The organism is Duganella sp. GW821-FHT07F09 (assembly GCF_059418705.1).
Genome location: NZ_JBWKQJ010000008.1, coordinates 158,684 through 178,451 on the forward strand (window position 1 = coordinate 158,684; position 19,768 = coordinate 178,451).

Here is a 19,768-nt window from a genome sequence, read left to right on the forward strand (position 1 = left end):
CAGAATGGGAAGTTGAGACAGGGCGACGCCTTCCGCCCGCATCTTCTTGTAAAAAATGCGCCGATTTTCAGCGGAAGTCGAATTAAATCGCTCCATCAAACGAACAGCAACCGCGCGCTCCATCATGCATCTCCCAATGAATTCAAAAATTCCTCCAGATCTTCCAACTTCTCATCGCTCGCCGACATCGTGTGCCGATCGACCGCCGCGGCGAACCGCTCGAGCGTCGGCGCCGTCATCAACAGGTTGATGGGCACGTCCTTGCGCAGCACGTTTTGTATCCTCGACATCACCTGCATGGCGCTCAGCGAATGTCCGCCAAGGTCGAAGAAGTGGTCGTCCAGCCCGACGCGTTCCGCCCCGAGGATGTGCCGCCACACTTCGCCCAGCCATACCTGGGTCTCGGTGACAGGCGCCCGGTATGCTTTGCCGGCCTGGCCGAAGTCCGCCGCCGGCAATGCCCTCCGGTCCACCTTGCCGTTCGCGTTGAGCGGGAATTCATCCAGCATCATCCAGACCGGCGGCACCATGTATTCGGGCAGGCGGCCCTCCAGGTAGCCGCGCAGGACAGCCGGCAGCTCGTCGCGTTGCGGGCCGTCCGCCGCCGGCACCACATAGGCTGCAAGGCGCTGGCTACCGCCACCGTCGGCGCAAGGGACAACCACCGCATCCCGCACGGCGTCATGCTGCGCCAGCAGCGCTTCGATCTCGCCCAGCTCGATGCGGTGTCCACGTATCTTCACCTGGCTGTCCGACCTCCCCAGGTATTCCAGCGTGCCGTCCATCTGGCTGCGCACGATATCGCCGGTGCGGTACATCCTTGCGCCGGGGATACCGGAATAGACGTCGGCGATAAAGCGCTCGGCGGTCAGGTCCGGCCGCAGCATGTAGCCCTGTCCGACGCCGGCGCCGGCGACGTACAACTCGCCCGGCACGCCGGCGGGAACCGGATCGAGGCCGGCGTCGAGGACGCACAGGTGCGTGTTCTCCACCGCATGGCCGATCGGGAAAATGCCGTCGGCCCAGGCGTCGCCCGCCTGTAGCTCCTCATCCCGGGACTTGAGATACAGCGCCACGTCGTCCGCACACTCGGCCGGGCCGTAGGCATTCACCAACAACGACTGCGGATAGCGCTCACGCCATGCGCGCACCTGCGCCAGTTTGGCCGCCTCGCCGGTCACCATCGCCACACGTAGCTTCGGCAGCGGCACGTCGGCGCCATCCGCCATGGCCTGCATCATGGACGGCACGCCCTCGAACACGGTGACGCCGCGCTCGCGCAGCAAGTGCAGCAGCGAGAGCGGATCGCGGGAGACCGGGGTCGGAACGATCTCGATGCACGCGCCGCACAGCAGGCCGCACAGCAGTTGCCACACCGAGATATCGAAACTTTGCAGCGCGGTCTGCGCGATGACATCGTCGCTACCGAGGCCGAACAGATCGATCTTGCTCAGCTGATTATTCAGCATGCCCCGGCTGGTCACTACCGCGCCCTTGGGTTCCCCGGTCGAACCGGAGGTGAAAATCACATACGCCGGCTGATCCGGGTGGTGGCCGACGGCCGCCAAAGGCTGCTCGCATTTGGCGACGCCCCCGATGTCGATGATCGTTGCCGCCGTCGGCGGCACAGAGGCGGCCTGCAGCACGGACGCCAGCTTTTCCTGGCAGTTGCGGTCGACCAGGAACAGGCCGGCCCGCGCGCAATCGACGATCCTGGCCAGCCTCTGGACCGGCAGGTTCACGTCCACCGCGAGATAGGCGGCACCGGCCTTGAAGCAGCCGAGGATCGCGTCCAGCAGGGCCACGCCGCGTTCGACGAATACCAGCACCGTCTGTCCCGGCACCACGCCGGACTCGCGCAGCAGTTGCCCCACGCGGTCGCTGGCGTCGTCCAGTTCCCGATAGCTGCGCGTACGGTCTTGATGGCGAACGGCTGTCCGCGCGCCATGCAGGGCCACCTGTTCGGCGAATAGTCCGGCATAGCCGGTCTCGAACCGCCTTGGCACGTCGGGTCCGCGCCCCAGCGCCACCAGCGCCGATGACCGCGCGTCCGGCAGCGTTCCGACCGCGTGGAAGGTGGCGTCGGGCGCCGCGACGAACTGCCCGATGACATGCCGGAAGCTGTCCATCAATTGCTCGGCCACCGCCGCTTCGACCAGGCGCTCGTCGTAGGTAATTTGTAGTTGCAGCTCCTCGGCCGGCGTGACCACCACGGTGACCGGGTAGTTGGTATGCGTGCGCGAGCTCGCGTCCTCCACCGACCACTGCTTCGCCCGGTCCAGCACCGCCGCCTCGACCGGCGCGTTCTCGAAGACGAACAGGCTATCGAAGAACGGCTGGTCGTGCGGCAGGCCAGTCATCTTGTGCACCTCGACCAGCGGTACGAAATCGCACTCCCTGGACGCCAGGTTCTGCGACAGCAAGGCGCGCAGCCAGTCGAGCACCGTCGTTTGGGCCGCCGGTGACGGCAGTCGCACCCGCAGTGCGATCGTATTGATGAACAGCCCTATGGTGCGGTGCAGCTCCGGCAGCTCCGCCGGGCGGCCTGCCACGGTCACGCCGAACAACACGTCCGGCATGCCGGAATAACGCGACAGCACCAGCGCCCAGGCGCCCTGGATCAGCGTATTCGGCGTGATGCGGTGCTGCTTGCACATGGCATTCAGTTCGCGCGTTCGGGCCGCGGGCAGCGTGGTCCGCACATTCATCATGCTCGATCCGCCCTCGCCGGCCGCGCGTCGCCGTATCGGCAGCGGCGTGACCTGGTCGAATCCGGCCACTTCCTGTTGCCAGTAGCGGCGCGCCGCCTCGTAGTCGCGCGCCATCAGCCACTCGAAGAACGCGCGGTACGGCGTGGCGGCGACGCGGGGATGATCGGTTCCGCCTGTGCGCCTGTCATATTCGGCAAGGACCTCGCCCATCAGCAAGCCGGAGCACCACGCGTCCATCAGGATATGGTGGAAGCTGACGACCAGCAGGAACTCCTCGTCCGCCACGCGCGCCAGGCGGATACGCATCAGCGGCGCGGCCGTCATATCGAAACCGGTGGTGAGTTCAGCCTTCAGGGCCGCATCGAGGGCGGCGTGGGCCATCGGCCGCTCCAGGTGGCGCAGGTCGATATACTCCTTCGGCAGCACCGCATCGCGCCGGATGACCTGGTACTGCGCGCCACCGCCCTGCCAGGCGAAGCCCGCCCGCAGCGCGGCGTTCGCAGCGAACACCACATCCCAGCTGCGCCAGAATTTCTCGACGTCGATGCCGCTGACGATATGGAAACGGTCCTGCATCAGGTACATGCCCGAACGCGGGTCCAGCAAAGTATGCAGCAGCATGCCCTGCTGCATAGGCGTCAGGGGCAGGATGTCCTCGATCGCTTCGGCCGGCACGCCCAAGGCGGCGATTTCGTCCGCCGTCAGTCGCAGCAGCGGTCCTTCCGGTCTGGTCGCAGGCGCCGCCTGGGACCGTGGCTCGCTGCGTTCCAGTTGCGGCACCAGCCTGGCGATGGTCTGGTACTCGAACATCTGGCGCGCGGCGATTTTCCACCCGGCGCGGTATGCTCGCGCCAGGATCTGCAGGCTGAGGATCGAGTCGCCACCGATTTCAAAGAAGTTGTCGTCGCGGCCGACACGTTCGACGCCCAGCACTTCGGACCAGATGGCCGCCAGTGCCGCCTCGGCGTCGCCTTGCGGGGCCGCATAGCCGCGCTCGTTGCCGAATTCCGCCGGCGGCAGCGCCTTGCGGTCCACCTTGCCGTTGGCGTTCAACGGCAGCGCATCGAGCACCACCAGCGCCGCCGGCACCATATAGCCGGGCAGCCGCTGGCCCAATCGATCGCGCAATGGCGCCGCGTCCAGCGCGGCGCCGGATACATACGCGACCAGGCGCGCGCCGGCCGGCCCCTGCTGGGCCACAACCACGGCCTCCCGCACATCGGGCTGCGCCAGCAGTTCCGCCTCCACCTCGCCCAATTCGATGCGCAGGCCACGGATTTTCACCTGATGATCGGTACGTCCCAGGTATTCCAGCTGTCCTTCTCCGTTCCAGCGTGCCAGGTCGCCGGTGCGGTACAGCCTTCCACCGGCTTGGCCCACCGGATCGGCGACAAAGCGCTCCGCGCTGAGCGAAGGCCGGCCGAGGTAGCCGCGTCCCAGCAGCCCGCCGCCGATATACAGCTCGCCGACGACACCGGCCGGCACGGGATTCAGGTCCGCATCGAGCACGTAGGCCTGCGTCCGCGCGATCGGCCGGCCGATCGGCACGCGGCTGCGGTCATCGTCCCGGCACGTCCATTGGGTGACGTGGATCGTCGTTTCGGTCGGACCATACAAATTTTGCAGGCTGACGCCCTGGAGCCGCCGCAGCGCCTCGCGCTGCGTCGCCGACGGCATGGCCTCGCCGCCGCAGATCACATAGCGCAGCCGCGTCTCGCGCTCGATGCCCTCGTGGGCCAGGAAGGCCTGCAGCATCGGCGGCACGAAGTTCATCGTGGTGACGGCATGGCGGCGCACCAGCGCCGTGATCCGCTCCGGATCGCGATGGTCGCCGGGGTTGGCCACCACCAGGCGCACGCCGGTGGTCAACGGCCAGAAGATCTCCCACACAGAGACGTCGAAACCGAACGGCGCCTTGTGCAACACGGTGTCGTCGCGGGTCAGGCCGTAGGTATCCTGCATCCAGCGCATGCAGCCGGCCAGGGAGCGATGGCGGACCGCCGCGCCCTTGGGACGGCCGGTTGAACCGGAGGTGTAGATCACGTAGGCGAGGTTCTCGCCGTGCAGCGCCACTTGCGGGTCGTGTTCCGGTTCGGCGCCGAGATCGAGCGTTTCCAGATCGAGAACTTCGACTCCGGCGACCGGCGGGAGACGCTGCCCTACCTCGCAGTCCGTCAGCAGCAAGCCGATACCGCTGTCCCGCATCATGTAAGCCATGCGCTCGCCGGGGTATTCAGGGTCGAGCGGCAAGTAAGCGCCGCCCGCCTTGAGAATCGCCAGCAATCCCACCACCATGCCGACCGAGCGATCCACGGCGATGCCCACCTTGACTTCGGGCGCCACGCCAAGCGCGATCAGGCGGTGCGCCAGACGGTTGGCCTGCGCATTCAATTCGCCGTAGGTCAGGACGTCCTCGCCGAACAGCAACGCCACCTGGTCCGGCTGACGGTGGGCCTGCCGCTCGAACAGCTGGTGTACGGGTACCGTCTCGCCGTCGTCCTGGGGGCCGGATTCCCAGCTTGCCAGCTGTCGCAGGTCGGCGGCGTCCAGCAGCGGCACGTCGCCCACCGCCTGGTGCGGCTGGTCCGCCAACGCGGCCAGCAGCGTCTCGTAGTGCCGCGCCATGCGCCCGATCGCCTCGGGGCCGAACAGCTCCTCCGCGTAAACGAAGCCCAGATGCACGCGGCCATCCTGGCCTTCAATGGTGTCCACGGTAAGCTCGAACTGGGCGCGCTGCTTGCCAGGTTCGCCATACTCGAAGGACAAACCCGGCAACGCGGCCAGCGCCCTGTGGTCCTGCCGCTGATGATTGAACATCACCTGGAACAGTGGATTCGTTCCTACGATGCGCTCCGGCTGCAACGCTTCGACCAACTGTTCGAACGGCAGGTCCTGATGCGCCTGCGCACCCAGCGCCGATTGCTTCGCCCGCAGCAGCAGCTCGCCAAGGCTTGCCCTGCCGTCCACGACGTCGCGCAGCACCTGCGTATTGACGAAGAAACCGACCACGCCTTCCACCTCAACGCGGTGGCGGTTGGCGACGGCTACACCCAGCCGAATATCGGCTTCGCCGGTATAGCGGTACAGCAGCGCGTTCATCCCTGCGAGCAGCGCCATGAACAGCGTCGCGCCATTGGCCTGGGCCTGTATTTTCAGGCGCCGGACCAAGGCGGCGGGCAACTCGACGTCATGGCGCGCGGCCGTGTAGCGTTGATCCGCATGGCGCGCGCGGTCGGTCGGCAGTTGCAGTACCGGATGCACGTCTCCCAACTGCTCGCGCCAGTACGCCAGCTGGCGATCGCGTTCGCCATCCGCCAGCCAGCCCCTCTGCCAAACGGCATAGTCGGCATACTGGATCGGCAACGCTGCCAGCATTGGCACGCGGCCTTGCACGCGCGCGCAATACTGCTGCACGAATTCATCGATGATCACTTGCATCGACCAGCCATCCGAGACGATGTGGTGTACCACCACCACGAGCACGTGCTTGTCGGCGGCCTCGCGCAGCAGCGCCACCCTGAGCAGCGGCCCCGCCGTCAGATCGAAAGGCTCGTCGACGATGCGCTGTTGATGCGGGCCGACTCCCTCTTCGGCGGCGTCGATCAGCGCGACCTCGATCGGGACCGAAGCCCGAATATGCTGCTCGACCAGGCCATCGTCGTCGGCGAGGAATACCGTACGCAGTGACTCGTGACGCTCCACCAGCGCCGCGAAACTCGCCCTCAGCACCTCGACATCCAGGCTACCCATAAGGCGCAGCGCCCCGCTGATGTGGTAAGCGGTGTTGTCGCGATCGAATTGCCACATGAACCATTGCCGCACCTGCGCATACGAGGCCGGCGCCGGTCCGCTGCGGCTGTCTCGCGCCAGTGCGGGGATGGCGCTGCCCTGCCGGCTGCTGCTGGCCGTCGCGGCTTCGGACAGCCGCTGATGCTCCATGAATTGGCGTGGCGTCAATGAAATTCCCCGCGCATGCGCCCTGGCGATGACTTTCAAGCTGAGGATCGAATCGCCACCGAGCTCGAAGAAGTTGTCGCTCCGGCCCACGCGCTCGACACCCAGCACCTCGGCCCAGATCGCGGCCAGCGCTTCCTCAACCTCGCCTTGCGGCGGCTCGTATGCCGCCACGGCCACCGCTTCCGGCGCCGGCAGCGCCTTGCGATCGACCTTGCCGTTGGCGTTCAACGGCAAGCTCTCAAGTATCATGAGCGTGGCCGGCACCATGTACTCCGGCAGTTGCCTGCCCAGCCGCTCGCGCAGCGCGGCGATATCGATGACCGCGCCCGCCGCCGCCGACACATAGGCCACAAGGCGCGCGCCGCCGGGGCCTTCGGCCGCCACCACCACCGCTTCCCGCACTTCGGGCTGCGCCAGCAACTGCGCCTCGACCTCGCCCAGCTCGATGCGCAGGCCGCGAATCTTCACCTGATGGTCGATGCGGCCCAGGTAATCGAGGCTGCCCATGGCGTTCCACTTCACCAGGTCGCCGGTGCGGTACAGCAGTTCGCCCTGCTCGCTTAAAGGGCTGGCGACAAAGCGCTCGGCGCTCAGGGCCGGTCGGTTCAGGTAACCGCGCGCCAGGCCGGCGCCGCCCACATACAGTTCACCAGCCACGCCCGCGGGCGCCAGATTCAATTCCTCGTCCAGCACATAGGTGCCGATTCCGGCGATCGGCCGCCCTATCGGCACCTGGCTGCGGCCGTCGTCGCGGCACGTCCAATGCGTGACGTCGATGGCAGCCTCGGTCGGGCCGTACAGGTTGTACAACGCCGCGCCGGGCAGGCGCGCGAACACGCCGTTCTGCGCTTCGGCCGGCAACGCCTCGCCGCTGCAAACAATACGCCGCACACTGCGGCACGCCTCGATGCCCTCGTGGGCCAGGAACGCCTGCAGCATCGACGGCACGAAGTGCAGCGTCGTCACGTTGAATTTCAGGATCGCGTCGACCAGCCTTGCGGGATCGCGGTGGTCTCCCGGACGGGCCAGCGCCAGGCGCGCGCCCGTCATCAAAGGCCAGAAGAATTCCCAGACCGAGACGTCGAAGCCGAACGGGGTTTTCTGCAGCACCGTGTCCGAGCCGTCCAGCCGGTAGGCTTCCTGCATCCACGCCAGGCGGTTGTGCAGCGCGCCGTGGCGGTTGGCCGCGCCCTTCGGGCGGCCCGTGGAACCGGAGGTATAGATCACGTAGGCCAGGTTCTCGCCATGCAGCGCCACTTGCGGATCGTGTGACGGTTCCGCGCCGAGATCGAGGCTCTCGATCTCCAGCACCGTGACGGCGGCGACCGCCGGCAGTTTCGGTCCCACCTCGCGGTCAGTCAGTAGCAGGCCGATGCCGCTGTCTTGCATCATGTAGGCCATGCGGTCTGCGGGATAGTCCGGGTCGACCGGCACGTAGGCGCCGCCCGCCTTCAGGATCGCCAGCAGTCCGACCACCATCCCCATCGAACGTTCGACGGCGATGCCCACCTTCACTTCCGGCGCCACGCCCATGGCGATGAGCCGGTGCGCCAGGCGGTTGGCGCGCACGTTCAGTTCTCCATACGTGAGCGCTTCGTCGCCGAACAACAGCGCCTGCGCGTCGGGCTGGCGGCGCGCCTGGCGCTCGAACAGCTGGTGCACCGGCGTCGTGTCCGGATACGCACGCTCGCCGACGCCCCAGCCGCGCAGTTGACGCAACTCGTCCGCGTCCAGCAACGCCACCTCGCCCAGCGTCTGCTGCGGCTTCTCCGCCAGCGCGCCCAATAGCGCGGTGTAGTGCATCGCCATGCGCTCGATCGTGCGGGCGTCGAACAACTCCGACGCGTATCGGAAGGTCGCGCTTACGCGGCCGGCGGCGTCCTCGTTGGTCTCCAGCGTCATTTCGAACTGCGCCACCGGTGCGTCGAAGTCCAGGCGCTCGGCGGACACGCCTGGCCAAGCCTGCAGAGCCTTGTCGTCGCTGCGAAGATGGTTAAACATCACCTGGAACAGCGGCGTATGCGTCAGGCTACGCGCCGGTTGTAGCAGTTCGACCAATTGTTCGAACGGCGTGTCCTGGTTCGCCTGCGTACCCAGCGCGGCCTCGCGGCTCCGCGCCAGCAATTCGGCCAGCGTGGTCCGTCCGGACAGCTCGGCGCGCAGCACCTGTGTATTGACGAAGAAGCCGACCACGCCGGCGATGTCGGCGTGGTGACGGTTGGCGATCGGCACGCCGATGCGGATGTCGCGCATGCCAGAATGACGGAACAACAGCCCCTGGAACGCGGCCAGCAAGGCAGCGAACAAGGTGCCGCCTTGCGAACGGGCCGCCTGGCGAACCCGGTCCGCGCAGGCCGGATCGATTGACACAGTGTGCGCCGCCGCAGTATAGCGACCATTCGGCTTGCGCGGCATATCGGTCGCCAGTTCCAGCACCGGGGAGGCGTCGCCCAGATAATCCTTCCACCAGCCGAGTTGGCGCTGCGCGTCCGCGCCTTGCAGCCATTGCCGCTGCCATGCCGCGTAGTCGTCGTACTGCACGGGAAGTTCGGCAAGCTTCGGCGGGCGCCCTTCAACGCTCGCCCGGTAAAGTTCAGGCAGCTCCTCAAGGAGGACTTGCGTCGATTGCGCATCGGACGCGATATGGTGCATCACCATGATCAGGCAATGCTCGACGGCGTCGAGCCGGATCAGCGCGGCCCGCAGCGGCCCGGCACCGGCAAGGTCGAACGGCAGCGCGCAAAGGCGCCGCACCTCGTCATGCATCCGCTCTTCGCGCACAGCCGCGTCGATACCTGCCAGGTCGATGCATGGCAGCGGCATCTGCCCGGCGGGCATGACGACCTGCTCCACGCTGCCGTCGCCGCCTTCGCGGAAGACCGTGCGCAGCGACGCGTGACGCGCCACCAGCGCGGACAAGCCTTGCCGCAGCGCCGCAGCTTCGAGCGGACCGCGCAAGCGCAGGCCACCGGCGAGGTTATAGGCCGCGCTGTCGGGATCGAGCTTCCATAAGTACCACAGCCTTTGCTGGGCGAAGGACAGCACTGCGGGCGCCTCCCTGTCCCGGCGCGGCATCGCCTGGCGCGAAGGAACCGCACCGGTGCCGCCGCGCAGGCGTTTGGCCAGCATGGCAAGTTGGTCGGCGCTCAGGTTGGCGCGGCGTGCGGAAAGATCATTAACTTTGGACATCTATACCCCTCAGGCAGGTGCTGCAATGTGTTCTGCGGCCGCGTCGCCGGAAGCGGCTTGCTCCAGCTCTTCGATCAGCCGCTCCTCGACGAGCAGGGCCAGCGCCCGGATCGTCGGCGTTTGGAAGAAAGTGGCGGGATGAATCGCCACGCCATAGCCTTGCCGGACCTGCGCCAGCAGCTGGATCGCCAGCAGCGAGTCGCCTCCCAGCTCGAACAGGTTGTCGTCGGCGCCGATAGCGGCGATCCCCAGGAATTCCTCCCACAGGCCGGCCAGGCCTTGTTCCAGTTCGCCGTCGGCCGCCATCCACGGCGTACGCAGCGCGGGACGGGGCTGCGAGCGCCGCCGCGCCGGCGCGGCGGGCAACAGGCGGTCGGCGAGTTCGGTGGACATGGCCTGCGCGAACTGTTCCTCGATCGCGACGGTCGACACCAGCACCTGCGGCACCTGCGTCAACGACGATAATCGCTCCAGCAGCGCGCCGGCCTGCCAGGCGACGATGCCGCTTCCCGGCTGCAGGCGATGATGGGCCGCCATGCCAACCCCGTGCCAGGTATCCCAGTTGACGGATACCACCGGCAGGCCACCGTCACGCGCGGCTTGCGCGGCGATGGCGTCGAGATAGCAATTGGCCGCGCAATAGTCCGCTTGGCCATAGCCGCCGGTGATGGCCGTCAGCGAAGAGCACAGCATGACAAAGTCCGGTGACGTACCGGCCAGCGCGGCCAGCAAGCTCCTGGTGCCGTGCAGCTTTGGATGCAGGACTTTCGCGGCGGCGGAGCGCTCAAGGCGGGCAATCATGCCACCGCCCGCCACGCCGGCGGCGTGCACTATGCCGTTCAGCGGGCCGAAACGCCGCGTGGCCTCGTCGACCACCGCGCGCAATCGTTCGGCGTCGGCCACATCGGCCTGGGGGCACCACACCCGGGCACCCAGCGCTTCCAGTTCGGCGATGGTCGCGGCGTGGATCGGCGACATGCCACGCCCGATCAAAACCAGGCGCGCCTGCCAGCGTTCGGCCAGATAGCGTGCCAGCGCGAGGCCGACGCCACCCAGGCCGCCGGTGATCAGGTACACGCCGTGGCGGCGCAGTGGCGGCGCCGCGGACCGCATGCCCATGGCTGCGGGCGAGGCCCGCTCGAATGTCCGCGTCCAACGGTACGCCCCACGATACGCCACGACCGGCGCGTCATCGCCGGCGTCGATCTCGGCGACGATCTGCGCCACGACCCGCTCCGGCAAGGCCGTGCCGGCCGGCCGCACGACATCGACAACCCGGCAGGCGATATGCGGATATTCCTGCGGAATGACCTTACAAGCCCCGTGCAGGGTCGCCTTCGCCACCTGCAGCGGTTCGTCGCCGGTCACGTCTTCCAGACCATTGGCCACCACGGTAATCCGCAGCTTGTTCCCATCGTCGGCGCCAAGCGCCTGTGCCAGTGCGATCAGGCCGAAGAAGCCGGATTCCAGTGTTTGGGCTTCATCCTCGGGCGTCGACACGACGTTAAGATTCCATACGTGGCAGATATCGGCCAGCGGCCCGTGCTCGCCGCCGATCCGCCGCAGAACCTGGGCGTAGTCCTCGCGCTCACCGGCGCGCACCGTGAAGCGGTATTCACCCAGTTGCGCGAATTCGGCGCCCCGCTCCACCCGCAGCACCCGCCGTCCGCGCGTTCGCAAGGCAAGGCAAAGCTGCTCCGTGTCGCCGCCGGCGTCGCCGATCACCAGCACCGTGCCGCCTGCATGGTCCCGCGCCGCCAGCGGCACGCGGCGCCAGACCGGCGTATAAAACCATCCATCGATGCCCGGATCCAGGGCGGGCGGCATGGTTTCCGACCTGGATACCCGCGTGGCGGCCGGCTCCAGCCAATAAGATTCCCGTTCAAATGGATAGGTGGGCAACGGCACGCGACGGGGTTCGGACTGATGGAACAATGGCGCTTGCCCGACTTCGGCCCCGAGGCTCCACAACTGCGCCAGGCAGCGTGCCGGCTGGCCGGCATTGTGCTCGGCGCGGCGCGCATGGCATTGAGAGGCCAGCACGGCATGACCGGTTGCCGCCGGGTGGCGGCGCGCCAAGCCGGCCAGCGTGTCACCAGGTCCGACTTCGAGCAGCGCCCGGCCCGCTTTGGCCAGCAGTACCTCCAGCCCGTCCGCAAATCGCACGGCACCGCGCACATGGCTTACCCAGTAAGCCGGACTGCGCGCCTCGTCGGCCGTGATCCAGCGGCCGCTGACATTGGAAACAAATGGAATGCGGGGCTCGCCCAGCGGCACCTGCGACAGCAGCGCCGCGAATTCGGCGAGCATGGGTTCGACCTGCGCCGAGTGGAACGCGTGCGATACGTGCAGCCGTTGCACGGCGACGCCGCGCTGGCCCAGCGCCCGCTCGGCCCGGGCGACAGCTTCCACGGCGCCGGAGAGGACGCACTTGTCGACCGCGTTGACGGCGGCCACGTCGCAACCGGCTTGGGGCTGCGCCAGCAACTGCGCTTCCGTCAGACCGACCGCCAGCATCGCCCCGGGCACGGTGGCCTGCAGCAGACGCCCCCGGGCGGCGACGACGCGCAACGCATCCTCCAAAGAGAAGACGCCGGCCAGGCACGCCGCGACGTATTCGCCGATGCTGTGGCCCAGCATGGCGTCGGGGCGCACGCCTTGGGCAAGCCACCATTGGGCCAGCGCGTATTCGATGACGAACAAGGCCGGCTGGGTCAGCGCGGTTTGCGCCAACGCCCGATCCGCGTCCGCCTGCGCCGACGGTTCCGGGAACAGCAAGGTGCGCAGGTCCAGTTCCAGGTCGGCTTGCAGCAGCACGCTGCAACGATCGACCGTCTCCCGGAATACTCCTCCGGCTTCGTACAGTGCCCTTCCCATATTCGCATGCTGGGAGCCCTGGCCGGGGAACAGGAATGCCACCGGTGGTGGCGACACCGCCACCACGCCACGCAGCAACAGCAACGGGTCGTCTTCCGCCAGTGCACGCCGCGCCTCGGCGTGGTTGCGCACCATGACGACGGCACGATGGCCAAAGTGCTTGCGGCCCACGCGCAAGGTATGCGCGACGTCGGCCAATGGCGTTTCGGGATGGTCGGCCAGATGCGCCGCCAGGTCGCGGCAAGCCGCATCCAGCGCCTCCGCGCTGCGGGCGGACAGCATCAGCGCCACGACGCCGTCGCCGGCCGGCGCCGCCGTCGATGCCGATGTAATTTTGGGCGGCTCCTGCAGCACCAGGTGAACGTTGGTGCCGCCCATGCCGAACGAGCTGACGCCGGCCCGCCTCGGCGTGGCCTGCGCCGGCCAGGGCCGGGCCTCCGTATTGACACGGAACGGGCTGGCGGCGAAGTCGATCTGCGGATTGGGCTGCGTGAAATTCAAACTGGGAGGCAGCACGCCATGTTTCAGCGCCATGACCGTCTTGATCAGGCCCGTCACCCCGGCCGCCGCGTCCAGGTGGCCGACATTGGTTTTCACCGAACCGAGCGCGCAGTATCCCACGCGGGCCGTGCTGGCGCGGAAGGCGTCGGTCAGCGCCGCCACCTCGATCGGGTCGCCGAGCGTCGTGCCGGTGCCGTGCGCTTCGACATAGCCGATCGAGCCGGCGTCGACATCGGCCATCGCGTGGGCGGCGCGTATCACCGCCGTCTGGCCGGCCACGCTCGGCGCGGTATATCCGACCTTGTCGGCGCCGTCATTGTTCAATGCCGACCCAATGATGACGGCATGGATGGTGTCGCGGTCCGCGATGGCATCGGCCAGGCGCTTGAGCACCACGATGCCGACGCCGCTGCCGATCGCCGTGCCGCCGGCGCCGGCGTCGAAGGCGCGGCAATGGCCGTCCGGCGACAGGATGGCGCCGGGCTGGTGGCGGTAACCGCGTCCCTGCAGCAGATTGAGCCAGACGCCGCCGGCGAGCGCCATGTCGGCCTCGTAATTGAGCAGCCCACGGCAGGCCAGGTGCACGGCCGCCAGCGAGGTGGAACACGCCGTCTGCACGGCGACCGCAGGCCCCTTCAGATCGAGCTTATAGGCCACGCGCGACACCAGCGCATCGGGATCGCTGCCGTTCAGCACCCCGAGCAGCGAAGCGATGTCGCTATCCTCCAGGTTCAGCGACGGCAGCAGGTGGCGCATCATGTAAAGACTAGGTCCGCTGCCGGCATACACGCCCGTCAAGCGCGCGGCGGCCTGGCCGTCGGCACCCGCATAGCCGGCATGCTCGAGCGCCTGCCATGCGGTCTCCAGGAACAGGCGATGCTGCGGATCGATACGCTCCGCCTCGCGCGGCGCGTAACCGAAGAAACCGGCGTCGAAGCGCTCCATCCCATCGAACAGAATCGCCTTCCTGACGTAGCCGGGATCCGCCAAGGCCGACGCGTCGACGCCGCGCTCGCGCAGCAGCGCTTCATCCAGTTCGGTGACGGCTTCCACTTGTGCGAGCACGTTGCGCCACAACGCATCGACGTCGGCGGCGCCGGGGAAGCGGCCCGCCATGCCGACGATGGCGATGTCGACGCCGCTGTAGTTTGCGTTTGAATCGTTCATGCGCCGGCCCTCCCGCCGCGCGCGCGCGGCGCCAGGAACGCCTGCCGCTGGCGTGTCGCGCGCTCGGCGACGTGTTTCGTTCGTTCTTCCCCTCGTGCTCCTTCTTCGCCGTCTTCCCGTGGCGCGCCGCCGTCCGCCATGAACGCCGCCAGCGAGGCCACCGTCGGATAGCGGAACAGGTCGACCACCGTCGGCGCGAAAGCGAAGCGCGGTGGCACCAGTTGCCGGTGCAGCTTGAGCAGCAGCAGCGAGTGCCCGCCCAGTTCAAAGAAATTATCGAGCCGGCCGATGCGCTCGACACCAAGCACCTCGCTCCACAGCGTCGCCAGTGCCGCCTCGATGTCGCCCTGCGGCGCTTCGAACGCCAGGGCGATGGGCCGTGCCGGCGCCGGCAGCGCGCGACGGTCCACTTTGCCGTTCGGGTTAAGCGGCAGCGCCGCCAGCGGCACCAGCACGCCGGGCACCATGTAATCGGGCAGCAGGCCGGCCAGCCGCGCGCGCATCGCGCCGGCGTCGATAGCCTGGCCCGGCTGCGGCGACGCATACGCCACCAGCCTGTTATCCATGGCGACGACGATCGCTTCCCGCACTTCCGGCTGCGCCAGCAGCACCGTCTCGATCTCGCCCGGTTCGACGCGGAAGCCGCGAATCTTGAGCTGATGATCGATGCGTCCCAGGTATTCGAGCTCGCCGTCGGCGTTCCATCGCACCCGGTCGCCCGTGCGATAGAGGCGGCCGCCGGCGGCGTCGAACGGATCGGCGACGAAGCGCTCGGCGCTCAGCGATGCCCGCCCGAGGTAGCCGCGCGCCAGCAGCGCGCCGCCGATGTGCAGCTCGCCCGCCACGCCGGCGGGCGCCGGCTGCAGGTCGGCGTCCAGCACGTGCAGGCTGCGGCCCGGCAGCGGCTGGCCGATCGGCATCCGCACCGGCACGTCGCGGGCCCCGCCGATGTACGGGGCGCAGTCGAAGATCGATGCCACCACCACCGCCTCGGTCGGACCGTAGGTGTTGAGCAGCTTGACATGCCCCAGCCCCGCCGCGATCCACACCGGCACCGCCTCGGCGGGCATGGCCTCGCCGCCGATATGCACTTCGCGCAGGCTGCCGTAGTCGCGCTCACCGCCCTGGGCGAAGGACTGGATCAGTGTGAACCAGTAGGCGGTCGGCAGGTCGGCGATGGTGATGCGCCGTTCCCGCACGGTCCGCAGGAACTCGTCATGACTCCACAGCACCGGGCCGCGCAGCACGATGGCCGCGCCCACGATCAATGGTGGAAACAACTGTTCGATGAAGCCGTCGAAATTGAGCGTGGCGAACTGCAGCATCCGGTCGCGCGGCGTCAAGCCCGAGAAAACCGCCGACAGCTGGACGTGTTCGACCAGCGCGCGATGGGCGACCGCGACGCCCTTCGGCTTGCCGGTGGAGCCGGAGGTGTAGATCACATAGGCCAGGTTGTCGCCTTTTAGCACCGCCGCCGGCGCATGCGCCGGCGCGCCGACGAGATCGAGTTCGTCGAGCGCGATCAAGCGCACGGACGCATGTGAAGGCAGCGTCACGCCCACGCCGCGTTGCGTGAGCAGCAGCCGGGTGCCACTGTCCTCGATCATGGCCGCCAGCCGTTCGACCGGATAGTCGGGATCGAGCGGCACGAACACGCCGCCTGCTTTCAGGATCGCCAGCAAGGCCACCACCATGTCGACGGAACGCGGCACCGCCAGGCCCACGCGCTGTTCCGCCACCACACCCAGGCCGATGAGCCGATGGGCGAGGCGGTTGGCGCGCGCATCGAGTTCGGCGTAAGTCAGCGCCTCGTCGCCGAGCATGACGGCCGGCGCATCCGGTGTCTTACCGACCTGCAGTTCGATCAGCCGGTGCAGCGGCACCGCATCGGGATACCGCCGCGGGTTCGCGCCCCAAGCCGCCAGCTGCCGTGCTTCGTCCTGGTCCAGCAGATCGACGTCGCCGAGGCACTGTGCCGGCTGCACGGTGAAGGCGCGCAGCAACATCAGATAGTGGCGCGCCAGGCGCTCCATCCGGGACGCGTCGAACAGTTCGCACGCATAACTCAACTGGGCGCTCACGCGGCCGTCCGGATGTTCGCGCGTGTCCAGCGCCAGTTCGAACTGCGCTTCGTCCTCCTGCAGTGCCAGCGCCTCGGCGGCCAGGCCGGTGCGCGCCGCGAAGCCGGCGTAGTCCTCCGGCAGATGATTGAACATCACCTGGAATAACGGATGGTGGCCCAGGCTGCGCTCGGGTTGCAGGGCTTCCACCAGCCGCTCGAAAGGCAGTTCCTGGTTGGCTTGCGCCTCCAGCGTGGCTTCCCGGGTCAGTGCCAGCAACCGCGCCAGCGGCTGGCGGCCGTCGACATCGGCGCGCAGGACCAGCGTGTTGACGAAGAAGCCGACCACCTCCTGCAGCTCCGGCCGCCCGCGATTGGCGACCGGCACACCGACGCGGACGTCGCGCTGGCCCGTGTGGCGGTGCAGCAGGGCCTGGAAGGCCGCCAGCAAGACCGTGAACAAGGTCGTGCCCTGGCCCTGCGCCAGCCGCCGCGCGTCGGCCGCCAAGCCGGCGGGCAGATCGAAACGATGATGCGCAACGCGGTGGCGCGCGACAGGCTGGCGCGGCCGATCCGTCGGCAGCGCCAGCACCGGTTGCGTTTCGCCGTCCGCCACGCCCAGCCGCCCGCGCCAGTAGGCCAGCTGCCGCAGCGTCGTCTCGTCGCCGGCGCGGCCATTCTCCCAGGCCGCATAATCGGCGTATTGATGTGCCACCGGTGCCGGCGCCCCGTCGTCGCCCGCCACGGTCGCGGCGTAGCGCGCCGCCAGTTCATCGACCAGGATGCGCATGGACGCGCCGTCGGAAATGATGTGATGCATGAGCAGCGCCAGCACGTGCGTCTCGCGGCCGGTGCGGATCAACGCCGCGCGCGCCAGCGGGCCGCTGGTCAGGTCGAAAGGCCTGGCGTTCATCGCGCGCAAGGCCTCGGCCAGCAGCGGCGTGCCATCCGGGCCGGCGTCCGACAGGTCGATCAGTTGCAGCTCCAGCGCGCCATCCGAAGCGACGACCTGCTCCACGCCGCCGTCGGCGCTTGCGCGGAACACGGTGCGCAGCGATTCGTGGCGCCGCGCCACGCCGGCCACGGCCGCGCGCATCGCATCGGCATCGAGCGCGCCGGTCAGGCGCAACGCGCCCTGGACATGATAGGCGGTGCTTTGTGGCGCCAGCTGCCACAGGAACCATAGGCGCTGCTGGCCCGGCGACAGCGGCATGGGCTGGGCGCGGCGCGCGGCGGACAACACGGGAATCGGCGCCGGCGCGGGTGTGTCGGCCTGCCGGCATTGGCGCACGGCGGCGGCCTGCGCCCCCAGGCTGGCATGAGTGAACACCTGGCGCGCGGGGAAATCGACATTCCAGCGCCGGGCGATACCCGCCGCCAGTTGGACGGCGGCCAGCGAATTGCCGCCCAGGGCGAAGAAATGCGCGTCATCGGCATAGGAGCGGCTCTCCTCGTGTCCGAGCACCTCGCGCCACAGACGCGCAAGCTCGTTGGCCGTGTCGTCGGCGCCGACCATCGGTCCAGGATCGGCTCCGGCGCCGACGGGCGGACGCCCCTGTTCAACCACCGCATAGAAGTCGAGCGAGCCGTCGATCCAGCCCTGGCGGCAGGCGCCGCGCTGCAGTTTTCCGCTCGAAGTCTTGGGCAGTCCGCCGGGCTGCAGCAACACGACCACTTTCGGCGCCTCGCCGCATTGTTCGCTCACGGCGGCGCCCAGCGCATCGGCCAGCGCCTGCGGCGGTATCAGTTTTTGCAAGCCGCGTGACACTTCGGCGGCTACGCCGACACCCTCCTGGCCGTCCATCGTCACTGCGAAAGCGGCAACCCGCCCCTTGCGCACGGCCTCGACGCCGGCTTCGACGGCGCGCTCGATGTCTTGCGGGTAGATATTGTGCCCGCGCACGATGATCATGTCCTTCAGGCGTCCGGCCACGAACAGCTCATCGCCGGTGAAAAATCCCAGGTCGCCCGTGCGCAGCCAGCGTTCGCCGTCGCGCTCGACGAAGGTCTTCGCCGTCTCGTCCGGCCGGTTCCAATAGCCCGCCGCCAGACTGGGGCCGCCGGCCCAGATCTCGCCGATCACGCCCGGTGCGGCCTCGATGCCGCTGGCGGGATCGACGATGCGTGTCGCGTGTCCGGACGGCGTGCGCCCGCAACCGACCAGCGGCGCGCCATCGTCGGACGCCACGGCCAGGCTGCGCAGCAGCGCGCCGCCGTCGAAGCGGCCCACCGCCATTCCCGCGCCGCGCCGGCCGCCGGTGACGAACAGCGTGGCTTCGGCCAGCCCGTAGCACGGATAGACCGCGCCGGCGTCGAAGCCGGCCGGCGCATACCGCTCGACGAAGGCCGCCATCGTATCGTGGCGCACCGGCTCGGCGCCGGTATAGGCGATGCGCCAGCACGACAGGTCGAGCCCTTCGCGCTGGCTTTCCTTGATCCGGTCGAGGCACAGGCGATAGGCGAAATCCGGGCCGCCGCTGATGGTGATGCGGTGCCGCGAGATCAGTTGCAGCCAGCGCAGCGGGCGCTCGACGAAATACCCCGGCGCGCACAGCACGCACGGGATACCGCTATAGAACGGTTGCAGCAGGCCGCCGATCAGACCCATGTCGTGGAACAGCGGCGACCATACGCCGAACTTGTCGTCGGCGCCGATCGACAGGCCCTCACGGATCGCCTGTTCGTTGGCCATCAGGCAGCCGTGGGTCACCATGACGCCTTTGGGCGTCGACGTCGAACCCGAGGTGTACTGCAGGAACGCGACGTCGTCGGGCGACGGCTGGCGCTCCGTCCAGCGGTCCGCCAGCACAGGATCGACCTGGTCGACGACGACGATCTCCGCCCCGCCGAACCGCTGCGCCGCCTCACCCACCAGTTCCAGCAGGGCGCCAACCGTCAGGATGCCGCGCGCCCGGGCATCGGTGGCGATGCCGGCCAGGCGCGCCAGGTGCTGCGGCCGCGTCGACTCGGGCGGGAACACGGGCACCGCGATCACGCCGGCATAAAAGCATGCGAACATGCCAACGGCGTAGTGCTCGTCGTTGTCCAGCAGGATCAGTACGCGCTCGCCGGCGGCGAAGCGATGCTGCAGGTCCGCCGCCAGCGCCCGCACGCGCAGGTCGAAGGCGGCGTAGGTCAACACGATTTCGGAGGCTTCGCCGCCGCGCTCGGCGACCACCACCAGCGCCGGCTCTGCCGGCCGGCTTGCCGCCAGGTCCCGCAAGCAGCGCACAAAGTCGCGCGGCGCCTGGAAGGCCTGGCCGCTGGAGTTGGATCGTATCGTCATCGGATATCCTTGCTGTGTGAA

At 68.4% G+C, this 19,768-nt stretch carries 3 protein-coding genes; all 3 read right to left on the bottom strand.

Features of this window, described 5'->3' with window-relative positions; translation table 11 throughout:
• Positions 1-122: 122 nt before the first annotated feature.
• From AC07P1_RS21515 to AC07P1_RS21525, 3 genes are read right to left on the bottom strand one after another with little or no spacing between them, the layout of a single operon-like run.
• A complete protein-coding gene (locus AC07P1_RS21515; RefSeq protein ID WP_494697745.1) occupies positions 123-9,857 on the bottom strand; it encodes an amino acid adenylation domain-containing protein in 9,735 nt (3,244 codons plus the stop codon).
• A 9-nt stretch (positions 9,858-9,866) separates the two neighbouring features.
• On the bottom strand, positions 9,867-14,402 hold the full coding sequence (locus tag AC07P1_RS21520; RefSeq protein WP_494697746.1) for a type I polyketide synthase: 4,536 nt from the start codon (positions 14,400-14,402) through the stop codon (positions 9,867-9,869).
• The gene (locus AC07P1_RS21525; protein WP_494697747.1) at positions 14,399-19,747 is read right to left on the bottom strand and encodes an amino acid adenylation domain-containing protein; all 5,349 of its coding nucleotides are present in this window, start codon (positions 19,745-19,747) and stop codon (positions 14,399-14,401) included. The genes AC07P1_RS21520 and AC07P1_RS21525 overlap by 4 nt, the downstream gene beginning before the upstream one ends.
• Positions 19,748-19,768 lie beyond the last annotated feature (21 nt).

What these genes read in the sequence shown, in the direction of transcription:
- AC07P1_RS21525 (WP_494697747.1), bottom strand. Translation starts at nt 19,747, where the DNA reads ATGACGATACGATCCAACTCCAGCGGCCAGGCCTTCCAGGCGCCGCGC.
- AC07P1_RS21515 (WP_494697745.1), bottom strand. Translation starts at nt 9,857, where the DNA reads ATGTCCAAAGTTAATGATCTTTCCGCACGCCGCGCCAACCTGAGCGCC.
- AC07P1_RS21520 (WP_494697746.1), bottom strand. Translation starts at nt 14,402, where the DNA reads ATGAACGATTCAAACGCAAACTACAGCGGCGTCGACATCGCCATCGTC.